Genomic DNA, 14,302 nt, shown 5'->3' on the forward strand with positions numbered 1-14,302 from the left:
CAATATGACTCTGCGTAAATTCGCAGGGCTCGGAGCCCTGTTGTCCATCGTAATGCCAAGCCTGGCCATGGCGGCAGACGAAGTGGCTGCTCCAGTCCTCAACTCTGGCGACACCGCCTGGATGCTGACCGCCACCGCACTGGTGCTGTTCATGACCATTCCCGGCCTGGCGCTGTTCTACGGCGGCATGGTCCGCTCCAAAAATATTCTGTCGGTGATGATGCAGTGCTTCGCCATCACTGGCCTGATCAGCATCCTGTGGGTCGTCTACGGCTACAGCATTGCGTTCGATACCACCGGTATGGAACAGGGTGTGGTCAACTTCAATTCCTTCTTCGGCGGCATGGGCAAGGCGTTCCTGGCGGGTGTGACCCCAGCCAGCATCACCGGGCCTGCGGCGTTGTTCCCGGAAGCGGTGTTCATCACCTTCCAGATGACCTTCGCCATCATCACCCCGGCGCTGATCGTCGGTGCCTTCGCTGAGCGTATGAAGTTCTCTGCGATGCTGATCTTCATGGGCATCTGGTTCACCCTGGTTTATGCGCCAATCGCGCACATGGTCTGGAGCGGCAACGGCGGCCTGATGTGGGACTGGGGCGTGCTGGACTTTGCCGGCGGCACCGTGGTGCACATCAACGCCGGTGTGGCTGGGCTGGTGGCGTGCATCGTGCTCGGCAAGCGTAAAGGCTTCCCTACCACTCCGATGGCACCGCACAACCTGGGTTACACCCTGGTGGGCGCGGCAATGCTGTGGATCGGTTGGTTCGGCTTCAACGCCGGCTCCGCTGCTGCGGCCAACGGCACTGCTGGCATGGCGATGCTGGTCACTCAGATCGCTACCGCTGCTGCGGCGTTGGGCTGGATGTTCGCCGAGTGGATCACTCACGGCAAGCCAAGTGCACTGGGCATCGCCTCGGGCGTAGTCGCTGGTCTGGTAGCTGTAACACCAGCCGCCGGCACCGTTGGCCCGATGGGCGCTCTGGTAATCGGCCTGGTGGCCGGTGTGGTCTGCTTCTTCTGCGCGACCAGCCTCAAGCGTAAGCTGGGCTACGACGACTCCCTGGACGCATTCGGCGTGCACGGTATCGGCGGTATCGTCGGTGCGATCCTCACAGGTGTATTCGCAGCCCCTGCTTTGGGCGGCTTCGGCACCGTCACTGACATCGCGGCTCAAGTCTGGATCCAGTGCAAGGGTGTTGGCTTCACCGTGATCTACACGGCGATCGTCACCTACGTCATCCTCAAGGTGCTCGATATGGTCATTGGCCTGCGTGTTACCGAAGAGGAAGAGGCTGTCGGCCTCGACCTGGCGCAACACAACGAACGCGGCTACAACTTGTAAGTGCGCGTAAAAAAAATGCCCGGCTTGCCGGGCATTTTTTTGCCTGGTGTTTGTCAGTCGTAAGACGCTGTGCCGGTTTTTGCGCAAAGTTTGTGATCGGCCGCACACGGCACTTTTCAGTATGCGAATGTCTTACAGGCACGTAGGCGTATTCGGCACTTTGTTTTTTCCCAGAGCGCGCTAGAATGCGCGCCGATGGGCGAGAGAACTCTATGTGGCAACAGACCCTGATTACCCTGCGGGCCAAGCCCCGGGGCTTTCACTTGGTGACCGATGAGTTGCTTGCCGGCTTGCCTGAACTGAAGGCGTGTCGTGTGGGCCTGTTACACCTGTGGTTGCAGCACACCTCGGCTTCTCTGACCGTCAACGAGAATGCCGATCCGGCGGTTCGCCGTGACTTCGAACGTTTTTTCAACTTGCTGGTGCCGCAAGGCCGTGCCGGGTTCGAACACAATGACGAAGGTCCGGATGATCTGCCGGCGCACTTCAAGGCCAGTCTCCTGGGCTGCCAGCTGAGTTTGCCGGTCAAGGCCGGTCGCTTGGCGATGGGTACCTGGCAAGGTGTTTATCTGGGCGAGCACCGTGATCATGGCGGTGCTCGTAAAGTCCTCGCCACCTTGCACGGTGACGGGGCGTAAGCCACTGGTTATCCAGTGGATGTTGATTTTTCCCTGGCGGCCTCGACAGAGGGCGAAGCTGGGCTATAACTAATCTGCTTTTCGCAAGTCATGAGGTAGAACATGAGCGACGATGATCTGGAAAACGACGAACTCGAAGTAGGTGACGAAGACGACACCGAAGAAGGTCTTGAAGCTGCAGCGGAAGACGTTGCGGACGACGATGGTGGCGATGATGCGCCTGCCCCTGCGGCCAAAGGCAAAGCCAAGGCAGCTGTTTCGGTAGATGAATTGCCGAGCGTTGAGGCCAAGAACAAAGAGCGCGATGCTCTGGCCCGTGCGATGGAAGAATTCCTCGCTAAAGGCGGCAGAGTGCAGGAAGTCGAGGCTAACGTGGTGGCAGACCCACCCAAGAAGCCGGATAACAAGTACGGCAGCCGACCTATCTGAGGTCAGTCACCTGCTTGTAAGAAAAAGCCCGCCGTCGCTGCGGGCTTTTTCATGCTTGCTGATTTATTTGAGCTTCGTGGTGATCCCCATATTGGGATCTCTAATACTACTGCCACTTGCGGAGTAATTCCGGCAGCTCCGTAAGGCTACGAATCTCCGCGTCGGGGCGTTTATCCCCTTCCCACACCTTGGCGCTGGGGTTAAACCACACGGCCCGCAGCCCCGCCTGCTGCGCCCCCGCAATGTCGTCCCCGGGATGGTCGCCAACGTGCACCGCTGCGCTGGCATCCACTCCGCCGCGTTGCAGCGCTTCCTGGAACAGCCGCGCATCTGGCTTGGCAATACCAATATCTTCAGCGCGCAGCGCAAAGTGAAAGTAGTCAGCCAGGCCCACACGCTGCACATCGGCATTGCCATTGGTGATCACACCCAGCAGAAAGTGCTGGCGCAGCGCTTGCAACATCGGCTCGGCTTCAGGGAAGGGAGTGAGCTGATGACGGGCGTGAATGAACGCCTCGAAGCACACGTCTGCCATTTCCGTGGCTTGCGGCTGTGGATATCCGGCCTCCTCGAAGGCGTGCATCAGCACCCGGTGGCGCAACACGCTGATGCGGTGTTTGAGCTCCGGATGACGCTGCAGCACCTGTTGGCGCAGGCTGGCGAAATGCTCCAGTGGCAGGTCGCCGACGTTGGGGGCATGCACGACCAGCCATTCGCGCATCGACGCCTCGGCGCTGATGATGACGGGTACGTTGTCCCAGAGTGTGTCGTCCAGGTCGAAGGTGATCAGCTTGATACTCATGAGTCGCCGCCCTTGATGCGTTTGGCCCGTGGATGGGCGCTGTCGTACACCGTTGCCAGGTGTTGGAAGTCCAGATGGGTGTAGATCTGCGTGGTCTTGATATCGGAGTGGCCCAGCAACTCCTGCACGGCGCGCAGATCCTGGGACGATTCCAGCATATGGCTGGCAAAGGAGTGCCGCAGCATATGCGGGTGCAGGTTTTGACCCAGTTCGCGCTCCCCGGCGGCTTTGACCCGCACCTGAATAGCCCGCGGCCCCAGTCGCCGGCCTTGCTGGCTGATAAACACGGCGTCGTCCGCCGGGTTGGCCAACGCCCGCAGCGGAAGCCAGAGTTGCAGGGCTTCGCGGGCCTTCCTACCCACCGGCAGCACGCGGGTTTTGCTGCCCTTGCCGAGTACTTGCACCAGGCCGTCTGCCAGGTCCAATTGGTCTAGGTTCAGGCCCGTGAGTTCCGACAGGCGCAGGCCCGAGGAATAGAACAGCTCCAGGATCGCCTGGTCGCGGTGGGCGAGGAAGTCATCCTCTACGGCGCCATCGAGCAATTGCAGGGCGCGGTCGGTGTCCAGGGTCTTGGGCAGGCGCCGTTCGCCCTTGGGCGGAGACAGGCCGTTGGCCGGGTCGTGGTCGCACAGGCCTTCGCGGTTGAGGTAGTGATAGAGCCCGCGCACAGCCGACAGCAGGCGAGCCAGGCTGCGCGAGGATTGGCCCGTCTGGTGCAAGCGCGCGATCAGGCTGCGCAGGCTTTGGATATCCAAGGCCTTCCAACTGGTGACCTGCTGTTTTTCGCAGTAGGCCAGGACCTTGTTCAAGTCCCGCCGGTAGGCTTCCAGTGTGTGGGGCGACACCTGGCGCTCGTTGCGCAGGTGAGCGCAGTAAGCGTCCAGTTGCCGTTCCATGGCTAGCGCACCGCGCGCAGGGCGGTGGTGAAGCGCGGCAGGACGCGGCCCAACACTTCGGCGATATAGGTCAGGAACAGCGTGCCCACCGAGCTTTTGTAGTGCGCAGGATCACGGCTGGCGATAGCCAGCACGCCATGCAAGCCTTGATGGCTGAGGGCGACCACGGCTGTGGAGCCGATCTCCTTGAGCTGTTCGGGACCAAACAGGAAGTCCAGCTCATGCTCGCGCAAGGTGCCGCTGATGGTCTTGCCCTCGGACAACAGGCCGCCAATCGCGGTCTGTGCGTCGCTGCCGCTGACCCAACGGCCTACAGGCATCGGGTTATCGCTGAATAGGATCAGGCTGACAAATGGCACTTGGAAGTCCTGGCGCAGGCTGTCTTCCACGGCGATCACGGTTTCTTCCAGGCTGGTGGCGTCCATCAGCGCAAGAATCAGGCGACGGGTTTTGTCGAACAGGCGGTCGTTGTCGCGGGCGACGTCCATCAAGTGCGAGAGCTTATGACGCATCTCGATATTGCGCTCGCGCAGGATCTTCATCTGTCGCTCCACCAGCGACACGGTGTCGCCGCGTTGGTGGGGGATGCGCAGCGCCGGCAGCAGTTCTTCGTGCTCGACGAAGAAATCCGGATTCGCCTCAAGGTACGCCGCGACAGCAGCGGCCTCCAGACTTTCGCTCGGGGTTGCGGGTGCGGGTACTTGAGGCTTATCGGTCATTAGCTTGGCTCACTCATAGACGGACCTGTCCTTCGTATACACGCGAGGCCGGCCCGGTCATCAGCACCGGGTGGCCAGGGCCTGCCCATTCGATGGACAGGCGTCCACCGGGCAGGTCGATCAGCAGCGGCGAATCCATCCACCCCTGGCTGATCGCGGCCACAGCAGCGGCGCAAGCACCGGTGCCGCAGGCCTGGGTTTCGCCGGCGCCGCGTTCCCACACACGCAATTGCGCGCGGGAACGGTCGATCACCTGCAGGAAACCCACGTTGACCCGTGCCGGAAAGCGCGGGTGGTGTTCGATCTTCGGCCCCAGTTCATGTACGGGGGCATTGTTGATGTCGTTGACCCGCAACACGGCATGGGGGTTGCCCATGGAGACGGCCGCCAAGTCGACGATCTTGCCGTCGACATCGACTGCATAGCTGGTGGCCTGCTCGCTGGCCTGGAACGGAATATCCGCTGGCACCAAGCGCGGCGCGCCCATGTTGACGCTGATTTGGCCGTCGCTGCGAATATCCAGCTCGATCACGCCGCTCTTGGTCTCGACGCGGATCTGGCGCTTGGCGGTCAGGCGCTTATCCAGCACGAAACGCGCGAAACAGCGCGCACCGTTGCCGCACTGTTCCACTTCGGAACCGTCGGAGTTGAAGATTCGATAACGGAAATCCACCTCCGGGTTGCTTGGCGCCTCGACGATCAGCAATTGGTCGAAGCCAATCCCTGTATGCCGGTCGCCCCACTGTTTAGCGTGCTTGGGCAGGATGTGCGCGTGCTGGCTGACCAGGTCGAGGACCATGAAATCATTGCCGAGCCCGTGCATCTTGGTAAAACGCAGCAGCATGGCTTACTCCGGCAGCAGGCTTTCGCCAGCATACAACTCGGCTACCGTCTCGCGGCGACGCACTTCAAACGCTTGATCACCGTCCACCAGTACCTCGGCGGTACGGCCGCGGGTGTTGTAGTTGGAACTCATGACAAACCCGTAGGCACCGGCCGAATGCACGGCCAGCAGATCGCCTTCCTCCAGCGCAAGCTGACGATCCTTGGCGAGGAAGTCGCCGGTTTCGCAGATCGGGCCGACGATGTCATAGGCGCGAGCTTCGCTGTCGCGAGGCGTCACAGCGGTGACATTCATCCAGGCCTGGTACAGCGCCGGGCGGATCAGGTCGTTCATCGCCGCGTCGACAATGGCGAAATCCTTGTGCTCGGTGTGCTTGAGGTACTCGACCTGGGTCAGCAGCACGCCGGCGTTGGCGACGATGTAGCGGCCCGGCTCGAACATCAGCGTCAGGTCGCGGCCCTCGATGCGCTCGCGCACGGCCTGGATATAGTCGGCAATCAGCGGCGGTTCTTCATCGCGATACCGCACGCCCACGCCGCCACCGAGGTCGATGTGGTGCAGGTAGATGCCGCATTCGCCCAGGCGATCAATCAGCGCCAGCAGGCGGTCGAGGGCATCTAGGAACGGCGGCAGAGTGGTCAGTTGCGAACCGATGTGGCAGTCGACGCCCAGCACTTCCAGGTTCGGCAACTGCGCGGCGCGGATATACACGTCCTCGGCGTCAGCAATGGCGATGCCGAACTTGTTCTCTTTGAGACCGGTGGAAATGTACGGGTGGGTGCCAGCATCGACGTCCGGGTTGACGCGCAGGGAGATCGGCGCGCGTACGCCCATTTCGGCGGCTACGACTTGCAGGCGCTCCAGCTCGTCGGTGGATTCGATGTTGAAGCAATGCACACCGATTTCCAGGGCACGGCGCATGTCTTCGCGGCTCTTGCCGACGCCGGAGAACACGATCTTGTCAGCCTGGCCACCAGCCGCCAGTACCCGCTCCAGCTCGCCACGGGAGACGATGTCAAAACCAGCGCCCATACGCGCCAGGACATTCAGTACACCCAGATTGGAGTTTGCCTTGACCGCGTAGCACACCAAGTGCGGTACGCCGTCCAATGCGTCGGTGAAGGAGCGGTATTGAGCTTCGATGTGAGCGCGTGAGTACACGTACGTCGGGGTACCAAAGCGCTGGGCAATCGCGGACAGCGCCACGCCTTCCGCGAACAGCTCGCCGTCCCGGTAGTTAAAAGCGTCCATGGAGCTCCCTTATTCGTAGGTGTCGTGCTTATGCGCTTTGGATGGCTTTTGCGACGATTGCGCCTGTTCATTCGGGTCTTTGCTGTCATCGGGCAGGTACAGCGGGCCTTTTTGACCACAGGCACTAACGAGGCAAGCGACCGCGACGAGCGCAGCAAGGGAAGAGATCAGGCGCTTCATGGCGAAATCCTTGAATATGCATTAATTGCGCCCAAGTATACCGACCACCCGCCAGCTTGCCTATGCGCCGAAATACCCGTCCGGCGGGGGTTTGCCGACATGAAGGTGAAGCGGGCTACGCTGGCAGAGGATATTTCATACCGTCATCGGTAATGAAATCGGTATCCTTTGCAATCGGCGAGGCTCGCCCGTATCGTGCGGCGCTTGAGCAAAACCAGACACTTTTGAGGTTGCCACAATGAGTTTGACCGAAGCCCGTTTTCACGACCTGGTGGATGCGACCCAGCAGGCGCTGGAAGATATTTTTGACGACAGCGGCCTGGATGTGGACCTGGAAAACTCGGCCGGCGTGCTGACCGTCAAGTTCGAGAGTGGCCAGCAACTGATCTTCAGTCGCCAGGAACCCCTGCGTCAGCTGTGGCTGGCGGCGCGCTCCGGTGGCGTTCACTTCGACTACGACGAAGAAAGCGGCAAATGGCAGTGCGATAAGAGTGAAGAGTTGTTGGGCGAGATGCTCACGCGCCTGGTCCACGAATATACCGGCGCCGAGCTGGATTTCGACGAGATTTGACCGTGACTGAGCCTGCGCCCGTACGTCCGCCAAAGCCGCTGTTCAGTAATGTCAGCCCGGCGGTGCCGTCACCTTGTATCAGTTTGTGTCGTCTGGACGAGCAAAAAGTCTGCCTCGGCTGCTTTCGTCACGTTGAAGACATCCGCGAATGGCGCTCCGCCGACGATGCCCGGCGCAGGGTGATCTGCGCCGAGGCCGAGCAGCGCAGGGCGCACGCCTGAGGCTGTCTTGTTTATTTGTGACGCTGTGGTAGTGTCCGGGTACGCCTCAACTCATCGAGGCCCGCGAGAACCCCGCCTTTTTTTGGCGGGGTTTTGCTTTTTTGTGCAGAAAAAAGGAGTCTGCCTGAATCATGACCACCGCACCGTCCATCATCCTCACCCGTCTTGACGTGCAGCGTCTGGAGCAACTGATCGACCGCTTGGGCGACGAAACTCCCGGCGTCGAAGCGTTGCAAGCCGAACTCGATCGCGCCGAAGAAGTGGTTGGCCACGATGAAGTGCCTGCGGGTGTCGTGACCATGAACTCCAGCGTACATTGCCGTGAGCAAGGCAGCGGCAAGGACTACCACCTGACGCTGGTCTATCCGAAAGATGCCAATGCAGACGCCGGCAAGATCTCGATCCTGGCACCCGTGGGCAGCGCGTTGTTAGGCCTGAAAGTGGGCCAGCATATCGACTGGCCGGCACCTGGCGGCAAGACCCTCAAGCTTGAATTGCTCAGTGTTGAAGGCCAGCCAAAAGACGGCGGCGCCTTCACTCTCTAAATCTGGCTCAGCGCCTCGTTGAGCGACAGCTCCAGCTCGGCCTTGTAACGCAGGTAAAGGTTGCTCGGGCTCTGCACATCACCGAGCAGGCCCGATAGATCCAGGTCGGTGATGTAGCAACGGTAGCGCTCGGTTTCCCGGCGCTGTCCAACGATCTCCTGGGCGACCACGGCAAATAGCTGGTCGCCGAATTCCAATTCGGAAAACTCCCGCTGATTGCAGTACAGGGTAATGCCCACCTTGCCGTGTGCTGCTTTGCCGATAATCGCCTGCACGTCGTAAAACGATTTGTTCGTTGGATTGTGCGGCGCCGGCCGAGGTTCGATCCCGCGGGCGCGTCCGCTTCCTGTCGGCAATAGTTGGTAATACAAGGTCTGCACCGCGCCCAGGGGTTGTTGCGTGTCCAGCGGCGACAACGCATCCCGCCGATAGATGATGGATTGCAGAAAGCGCTGCAAAGGCGCCAGCAGGCTCTGCTCATCATGAAACGGCAGGCGCTGCTGCCAGAGCGCGTTGAACTCATCCAGCACATACAGCTCGGCGAAATCTTCATTGACCCGGTAGAACACTTGCACGCAATCAGCCATGCCCATGGGCAGCAGCAGCGCCAGGTCGTGGTCTTCCAGGGCCATCGTGTCCAGATGCAGCGGGCTGTAGCTGGCCAGCTCCTCGCTGAGGTAGGCGATCAGCGCGTCCTGGGTTGCCAGTGACACATGGGTGGCTTGGCCCGGCATCAACTCCATTACGTGGTAGTGCTGCTGAACTTGCAGCAAGTAGCGGTGGTTGGACTGACCCAGCAGCAGGTTCTGCGCGGTGTCGAAGATTTCCTCCACGCGCTGGGCAATGAACTGCGCACGGTTATGACAGAAGCAGCGCACCCGCAGACGCGGCAGGCGGTCCGATGGCAGTTGGTTGAGGTAGTCGCGCAGGCAATCGAGCAAAGCGTGCGGGCCGTCGTAACGGCTGACCATCACTTCGTTCCAGCTGTTGAGCGTGACTTGGTCCAGGGTCAGCACCAGGTTATCGCGAACACCGGCATAACTCAGGGAGTCGGTGCGCTCGGTGGTCATCAGGATGTTCAGGTCGCGGTGATGCTTGAGCGGGTCGACGCCGACGTTGATCAGCAGCAACACTTCCTCGGGCGCCGCCGATCGCAGCAGGCTTATTTCATCGACGCTGGTCAGGGGCAGGGCGACCGTTTGTTGCAGGCTGCCAAGCAGGTTGAACAACTCGAATTCGGTCATGTCGCTGGTGCCGGGGTGCAGCGCCAGGCGCGTGCTGCTGTCGATTACACCGTTGCGATGGCACCACGTCAGCATTTCCAGCAGGTCGCGGCTGCGCTTGATCGGCGCAAAGTGTTCCCACTCCAGGGCCGTGAGGTTGCCGTTGTACAATCCCCAGTGATGCTGGCCGGGTTCCTTGCGGTTGGGCGACTGCACCAGGGTCAAGGTGTCTTCAGCCAGGTCCGGTGCGATGCCGGGGTTGATGAATTCGACCTTGCCGGCCTTGCGCTCAAAAGCGGCATACAGGCGCCGGCCCAGCACGTTAAGGTCGCGCTTGTTGATCAGGCTGACGGTTTGTTCGGTCCGGGCAAACTGGGTCAGGAAGCGATAGCTGTAGTTCAGCTCGCTGACCAGGGCGCGGCGTTCCGAGGCCACCTGACGCACTTTCCACTGGCTGCGGCTGTCCAGCAGGGCGAGTTGACGCTGGTCCCAGCTCCATTCGCGTGCCAGGCGCTCCAGCAACAGTCGCTGCCAACTGTTGGTGCGTTGGCCGGCGGTGAGCTTGCGATTGACCTTCAGGTACAGCGCGCGGCGTACCAATTCCAGGCGTTCGGGCTCGTTGCGTGCCTTGAGGTATTCCTCGATGCGGCGGTACACCACGATGTACGGGTCCAGCTCATCCAGGTCCATCTGGTTCGCGAACACCGCGCGCTTGAAGCGCAGGCTCAGGCAATGCACGTTGGGGTGTTCGCTGGCGTAGACCTCAGTCAGCAGCAGTTTGAGCACCGATTTGTAAGGTGACTCGATGCCTTTGAACAACTGCCATAGACCGGCTCCGATGAATTCGCCGGGTGGAATATGTGCCAGGTGGCCGAGGTCAAGGGTTTCATCGGCGCGGATAAACCGCTTGGAAAGCAGTGTGTGGGTGAATTCGGCGTAACGGGTCTCTTCGTATACCGGCACCAGCCACCAAATCGGCGTGCGCCCGGCCAACCAGATGGCTGTGCGGTAGAACTCGTCCAGCAGCAGGTAATGCTGGGTGGTACCGCAGTCGTCGGAGCTCAGTTGGGTGTCGCGCTCGCCGAGTACGAAGCGCGTTGGCTCGATCAGGAAGAAGTGTGCCTCGGCGCCCATGGTGAGGGCCCAAGCTTCCAGCAGTTGGCATTTCTTGCGCAGTTCGGCCAGTTCGTTTTCGCCCAGGTCGGGGGCGTGGCACACCCATACGTCCATATCGCTCTGATCCGCTTGGGCGAGGGTGCCAAGGCTGCCCATCAGAAATAGGCCATGGATAGGCTTGGGCTGATTGACCGGGCGCGGCTTGTAAGAGAACGAGCGGGTCAGGCGTTGGGCTTCGGCCAAGGCCTGAGCGTCGGGCTCGAAATTCGAAAGCCCGGCTGGCGTGCTGCCCGAAACATAACCGGGCAACAGCGGATGATTAACGTGAAAAAACAGTGGCAGGAGGGTCAGCACGCTTTGCTGGCGCGGCGTCAGCCCCTCGACGGCACGCGCCATGCGCCCCTCATTGAGGGCCATGAAGCGCGCGCGCAATTGGGCCAGCACCTTGCGGTCGATGCCTTCGTCCAAGTCAGGGCGGATTTCATGGGTGCGGGTCATGTCGAACTCGGTGGCTCGCAGGGCCCGACGTGGGCGGCCGTGTAGGAGTTTACAGCCAGTGGCGTAGGAGGTTTAGGGGGAAATGGTCTTTGACGCCAGAATTTTAACTGGCCCACAGCAACGCCCTTGGAATCCGCAGTGAGCGGACTCCATGGGCGGTATCGGGTATCAGGCTGCTTCTTTGGTGCTGGCAGTGGTCAGAATAGTCAGCAGGGTTTGGGCCTGCTCTGCGGCGTCCCGACCGAGGCTGGTCAGATAGCCCCCGTCTGGCTGGTCGATAAGTCCTTTGGCATGGAGGCGCTTGGCAGCGGCGATGGCAGTAGGAGCGGCGGTCTGATGGACCTTCAGACCTTCCTTGGTGCTGTCCAAGGGGAAGAGTACAAGGATTTCCAGTTCGGCAACCAATTCAGGGGTATACGACATAAGGACTCCAGACTTTCTAAAATTTATTAGAGGCTAGCAGGCCATAAGGTGAACGCACTTTGCCGAACTGTCCAGCGTGTTGCTGCGTGCCGGGATTATTCCTTTTCAGGCGGCAACTCAGGCAGCGCCCGCAGCGCGGTTTCATACCATTCGGTATTGAAGGCGCGGTCCTCGTCCAGCATCGCGTCGATCTCGAACGCCAGCACGTGGGCCATAAGATTCAGGATGTCTTCGCGTTCATAACCCACTAGGGTCAGTTTGTTGAAGGTCGCCTTGGCGGCGGGGGGATTGTCGCTTTCGATCTGGTTCTCGATCGCTTCGATCAGGGTGTTTTCGGTGAATTCTTCTTCGTCACTGTCGATATCGGTCGGCTCGCTCATGGCAGGCTCCTCAAGGAAAGGGCGCCAGTCTACCTCCATTCAGGCAGGTGATGCTGCTGGTCAGGCTGGGCGCCAAGATCTATAACTCTTGCAGCCAACCCCGCACACGGCCTGGAGGCTTTGCGATGCTCAAGCTCTACGGATTTTCGGTCAGCAACTACTACAACATGGTGAAACTGGCGCTGTTGGAGAAAGGGCTGCTGTTTGAAGAGGTACCTTTCTATGCCGGTCAAACCCCGGAAGCCCTGGCAATCAGTCCGCGCGGCAAGGTACCGGCGCTGGGCGTAAAGCAGGGGTTTATCAACGAAACCAGCGTGATACTCGAATACATCGAGCAAACCCAGGAAGGCCCTTCGCTGTTGCCGGCAGACCCATTCCAGCGTGCCCAAGTGCTGGCGCTGTGCCGGGAAATCGAGCTGTACATCGAATTGCCCGCCCGCGCGTGTTTTGCCGAGGCGTTTTTCGGTATGCCGGTGCCGGAGGCGATCAAGGAAAAATCCAAGGCTGAGTTGCTGCTGGGGATTGGTTCTTTAGGTCGGCACGGCAAGTTCGCGCCTTACGTTGCGGGGGAAAGTTTTACGATTGCGGATCTGTATTTCATGTACAGCGTGAACCTCGCCTGTGGCGTGGGCGAGAAGCTGTTTGGATTGGATTTGCTGGCTGAGTTGCCAAAGGCGAAAGCGTTGTTGGAGCGATTACATGCCATGCCCAACGCCCAAAAGGTGGCAGCGGACCGGGAGGCGGCGATGCCCACGTTTATGGCGATGATTGCGGCCAAAAAGTGATCAAGTGTGGGAGGGGGCAAGCCCCTCCCACATTTTTTAGCGGCTGGCGAGCAACGCCTGGCCGCGTACGACCGCTGCCTTCACCTGCGCGGGCGCAGTGCCGCCGATGTGATTACGCGCATTCACCGAACCTTCCAGGGTCAGTACGGCGAACACATCCTGCTCGATCTGGTCGCTGAACTGGCGCAGTTCTTCCAGACTCATCTCTGCCAGGTCTTTGCCGGTTTCCACGCCGTATTTCACTGCGTGGCCGACGATTTCGTGGCAGTCACGGAACGGCAGGCCACGGCGTACCAGGTAGTCCGCCAGGTCCGTTGCCGTGGAGAAACCGCGCAAAGCCGCTTCACGCATGATCGCGTGTTTTGGCTTGATCGCCGGGATCATGTCGGCAAAGGCACGCAGCGAGTCGCGCAGGGTGTCGGCGGCGTCGAACAGCGGTTCCTTGTCTTCCTGATTGTCCTTGTTGTAGGCCAACGGCTGGCCTTTCATCAGGGTCAGCAGGCCCATCAGTGCGCCGAATACGCGGCCGCTCTTGCCGCGGACCAGCTCTGGCACGTCGGGGTTTTTCTTTTGCGGCATGATCGAGCTGCCGGTGCAGAAGCGATCCGGCAGGTCGATGAACTGGAATTGCGCGCTGGTCCACAGCACCAACTCTTCGGAGAAGCGTGACAGGTGCATCATCGCAATGCTGGCGGCGGCGCAGAATTCGATGGCGAAGTCACGGTCCGAGACGCCGTCCAGAGAGTTGCCGCCCACAGCGTCGAAGCCCAGCAGTTGCGCGGTGTACTCGCGGTCGATTGGGTAAGTGGTGCCAGCCAGCGCGGCGCTGCCCAGTGGCATGCGGTTGGCGCGCTTGCGGCAATCGACCAGGCGCTCGTAGTCGCGGCTGAGCATTTCGAACCAGGCCAGCAGGTGGTGACCGAACGTCACAGGCTGGGCGGTTTGCAGGTGAGTGAAGCCGGGCATGATGGTGTCCGATTCGCGTTCGGCCTGCTCCAGCAGGCCTTTTTGCAGGCGAGTTATTTCGGACAGGATCAGGTCGATTTCATCGCGCAGCCACAGGCGGATATCGGTGGCCACTTGGTCGTTACGGCTACGACCGGTGTGCAGTTTCTTGCCGGTCACACCGATACGGTCGGTGAGGCGGGCCTCGATATTCATGTGCACGTCTTCCAGGTCGACGCGCCAGTCGAACGTACCGGCTTCGATCTCACCGCGGATGGTGGTCAGGCCGTCAATGATGCTGTCGCGCTCGGCGTCGGTCAGCACGCCGACTTTGGCCAGCATCGTCGCGTGGGCGATGGAGCCCATGATGTCGTGGCGGTACAGGCGCTGGTCGAAGGTGACGGAGGCGGTGAAGCGGGCGACGAAGGCGTCGACGGGTTCACTGAAGCGGCCGCCCCAGGACTGGTTGGTCTTGTCGGTGCTCATGGATTCGC

At 60.7% G+C, this 14,302-nt stretch carries 17 protein-coding genes; 7 read left to right on the forward strand and 10 right to left on the reverse strand.

Annotated elements, in window-relative coordinates; genetic code table 11:
• The first annotated feature begins 4 nt into the window (after positions 1 to 4).
• The 3 genes from AB4N82_RS10830 (at position 5) to sutA (ending at position 2,409) form a co-directional block, all read left to right on the forward strand.
• Entirely contained in the window at positions 5 to 1,342 is a 1,338-nt protein-coding gene (locus AB4N82_RS10830) for an ammonium transporter (RefSeq protein WP_032884369.1), read from the forward strand.
• A 212-nt stretch (positions 1,343 to 1,554) separates the two neighbouring features.
• Positions 1,555 to 1,980, forward strand: a complete 426-nt coding sequence (locus tag AB4N82_RS10835; protein ID WP_032884368.1) for a secondary thiamine-phosphate synthase enzyme YjbQ — start codon at positions 1,555 to 1,557, stop codon at positions 1,978 to 1,980.
• Between the two features lie 102 nt (positions 1,981 to 2,082).
• Positions 2,083 to 2,409 carry a transcriptional regulator SutA gene (sutA, locus tag AB4N82_RS10840; RefSeq protein ID WP_032884367.1) on the forward strand — a complete coding sequence of 109 codons (327 nt, stop codon included), beginning with the start codon at positions 2,083 to 2,085 and terminating at the stop codon, positions 2,407 to 2,409.
• A 106-nt stretch (positions 2,410 to 2,515) separates the two neighbouring features.
• On the opposite strand, the gene AB4N82_RS10845 is transcribed toward sutA, so the two are convergent.
• The 6 genes from AB4N82_RS10845 to lptM are packed head-to-tail and all read right to left on the reverse strand — an operon-like array spanning position 2,516 to position 7,101.
• A complete protein-coding gene (locus tag AB4N82_RS10845) occupies positions 2,516 to 3,211 on the reverse strand; it encodes an HAD family hydrolase (RefSeq protein ID WP_032884366.1) in 696 nt (231 codons plus the stop codon).
• Positions 3,208 to 4,107 carry a tyrosine recombinase XerC gene (gene xerC / locus AB4N82_RS10850; protein WP_032884365.1) on the reverse strand — a complete coding sequence of 300 codons (900 nt, stop codon included), beginning with the start codon at positions 4,105 to 4,107 and terminating at the stop codon, positions 3,208 to 3,210. Before xerC ends, AB4N82_RS10845 begins: the two co-directional genes overlap by 4 nt.
• 2 nt (positions 4,108 to 4,109) lie before the next feature.
• Positions 4,110 to 4,826: a DUF484 family protein gene (locus tag AB4N82_RS10855; protein ID WP_032884363.1), complete on the reverse strand. Its 717-nt coding sequence runs from the start codon at positions 4,824 to 4,826 to the stop codon at positions 4,110 to 4,112.
• A gap of 13 nt (positions 4,827 to 4,839) precedes the next feature.
• Positions 4,840 to 5,670, reverse strand: coding sequence for a diaminopimelate epimerase (gene dapF / locus AB4N82_RS10860; RefSeq protein ID WP_032884362.1), 831 nt, complete (start codon positions 5,668 to 5,670; stop codon positions 4,840 to 4,842).
• A 3-nt stretch (positions 5,671 to 5,673) separates the two neighbouring features.
• On the reverse strand, positions 5,674 to 6,921 hold the full coding sequence (gene lysA, locus AB4N82_RS10865) for a diaminopimelate decarboxylase (RefSeq protein WP_095185193.1): 1,248 nt from the start codon (positions 6,919 to 6,921) through the stop codon (positions 5,674 to 5,676).
• A gap of 9 nt (positions 6,922 to 6,930) precedes the next feature.
• The gene (gene lptM, locus AB4N82_RS10870) at positions 6,931 to 7,101 is read right to left on the reverse strand and encodes an LPS translocon maturation chaperone LptM (protein WP_010207449.1); all 171 of its coding nucleotides are present in this window, start codon (positions 7,099 to 7,101) and stop codon (positions 6,931 to 6,933) included.
• Between the two features lie 238 nt (positions 7,102 to 7,339).
• On the opposite strand from lptM, the gene cyaY reads away from it, so the two are divergent.
• From cyaY to rnk, 3 genes are all read left to right on the forward strand, one after another.
• Positions 7,340 to 7,672, forward strand: coding sequence for an iron donor protein CyaY (cyaY, locus tag AB4N82_RS10875; RefSeq protein WP_032884360.1), 333 nt, complete (start codon positions 7,340 to 7,342; stop codon positions 7,670 to 7,672).
• Between the two features lie 2 nt (positions 7,673 to 7,674).
• Positions 7,675 to 7,893: a DUF1289 domain-containing protein gene (locus tag AB4N82_RS10880; protein ID WP_081797581.1), complete on the forward strand. Its 219-nt coding sequence runs from the start codon at positions 7,675 to 7,677 to the stop codon at positions 7,891 to 7,893.
• Between the two features lie 131 nt (positions 7,894 to 8,024).
• Entirely contained in the window at positions 8,025 to 8,438 is a 414-nt protein-coding gene (gene rnk / locus AB4N82_RS10885; RefSeq protein WP_032884359.1) for a nucleoside diphosphate kinase regulator, read from the forward strand.
• Here the strand turns inward: rnk and AB4N82_RS10890 are convergent.
• From AB4N82_RS10890 to AB4N82_RS10900, 3 genes are all read right to left on the reverse strand, one after another.
• Positions 8,435 to 11,275, reverse strand: coding sequence for a class I adenylate cyclase (locus AB4N82_RS10890; protein ID WP_122763964.1), 2,841 nt, complete (start codon positions 11,273 to 11,275; stop codon positions 8,435 to 8,437). The genes rnk and AB4N82_RS10890 overlap by 4 nt on opposite strands.
• A 168-nt stretch (positions 11,276 to 11,443) precedes the next feature.
• Entirely contained in the window at positions 11,444 to 11,698 is a 255-nt protein-coding gene (locus AB4N82_RS10895; protein ID WP_003195403.1) for a TIGR02647 family protein, read from the reverse strand.
• Between the two features lie 95 nt (positions 11,699 to 11,793).
• Positions 11,794 to 12,078, reverse strand: a complete 285-nt coding sequence (locus AB4N82_RS10900; protein WP_032884356.1) for a hypothetical protein — start codon at positions 12,076 to 12,078, stop codon at positions 11,794 to 11,796.
• 125 nt (positions 12,079 to 12,203) lie between these two features.
• Here AB4N82_RS10900 and AB4N82_RS10905 point away from each other — a divergent pair, with 125 nt between their 5' ends.
• Complete coding sequence (locus tag AB4N82_RS10905; RefSeq protein WP_122764046.1) at positions 12,204 to 12,863, forward strand: glutathione S-transferase family protein; 660 nt, start codon at positions 12,204 to 12,206, stop codon at positions 12,861 to 12,863.
• 36 nt (positions 12,864 to 12,899) lie between these two features.
• Here AB4N82_RS10905 and argH read toward each other — a convergent pair whose 3' ends face one another.
• Complete coding sequence (gene argH, locus AB4N82_RS10910) at positions 12,900 to 14,294, reverse strand: argininosuccinate lyase (protein ID WP_032884354.1); 1,395 nt, start codon at positions 14,292 to 14,294, stop codon at positions 12,900 to 12,902.
• Positions 14,295 to 14,302: the final 8 nt, after the last annotated feature.

It is taken from the genome of Pseudomonas sp. H1_D04, from assembly GCF_054683855.1.

Coding starts and splice junctions, on each gene's coding strand:
- cyaY (WP_032884360.1), top strand. CDS start 7,340: ATGAGTTTGACCGAAGCCCGTTTTCACGACCTGGTGGATGCGACCCAG.
- AB4N82_RS10890 (WP_122763964.1), bottom strand. CDS start 11,275: ATGACCCGCACCCATGAAATCCGCCCTGACTTGGACGAAGGCATCGAC.
- dapF (WP_032884362.1), bottom strand. CDS start 5,670: ATGCTGCTGCGTTTTACCAAGATGCACGGGCTCGGCAATGATTTCATG.
- lysA (WP_095185193.1), bottom strand. CDS start 6,921: ATGGACGCTTTTAACTACCGGGACGGCGAGCTGTTCGCGGAAGGCGTG.
- sutA (WP_032884367.1), top strand. CDS start 2,083: ATGAGCGACGATGATCTGGAAAACGACGAACTCGAAGTAGGTGACGAA.
- argH (WP_032884354.1), bottom strand. CDS start 14,294: ATGAGCACCGACAAGACCAACCAGTCCTGGGGCGGCCGCTTCAGTGAA.
- AB4N82_RS10855 (WP_032884363.1), bottom strand. CDS start 4,826: ATGACCGATAAGCCTCAAGTACCCGCACCCGCAACCCCGAGCGAAAGT.
- rnk (WP_032884359.1), top strand. CDS start 8,025: ATGACCACCGCACCGTCCATCATCCTCACCCGTCTTGACGTGCAGCGT.
- AB4N82_RS10845 (WP_032884366.1), bottom strand. CDS start 3,211: ATGAGTATCAAGCTGATCACCTTCGACCTGGACGACACACTCTGGGAC.
- lptM (WP_010207449.1), bottom strand. CDS start 7,101: ATGAAGCGCCTGATCTCTTCCCTTGCTGCGCTCGTCGCGGTCGCTTGC.
- AB4N82_RS10905 (WP_122764046.1), top strand. CDS start 12,204: ATGCTCAAGCTCTACGGATTTTCGGTCAGCAACTACTACAACATGGTG.
- AB4N82_RS10895 (WP_003195403.1), bottom strand. CDS start 11,698: ATGTCGTATACCCCTGAATTGGTTGCCGAACTGGAAATCCTTGTACTC.
- AB4N82_RS10830 (WP_032884369.1), top strand. CDS start 5: ATGACTCTGCGTAAATTCGCAGGGCTCGGAGCCCTGTTGTCCATCGTA.
- xerC (WP_032884365.1), bottom strand. CDS start 4,107: ATGGAACGGCAACTGGACGCTTACTGCGCTCACCTGCGCAACGAGCGC.
- AB4N82_RS10900 (WP_032884356.1), bottom strand. CDS start 12,078: ATGAGCGAGCCGACCGATATCGACAGTGACGAAGAAGAATTCACCGAA.
- AB4N82_RS10835 (WP_032884368.1), top strand. CDS start 1,555: ATGTGGCAACAGACCCTGATTACCCTGCGGGCCAAGCCCCGGGGCTTT.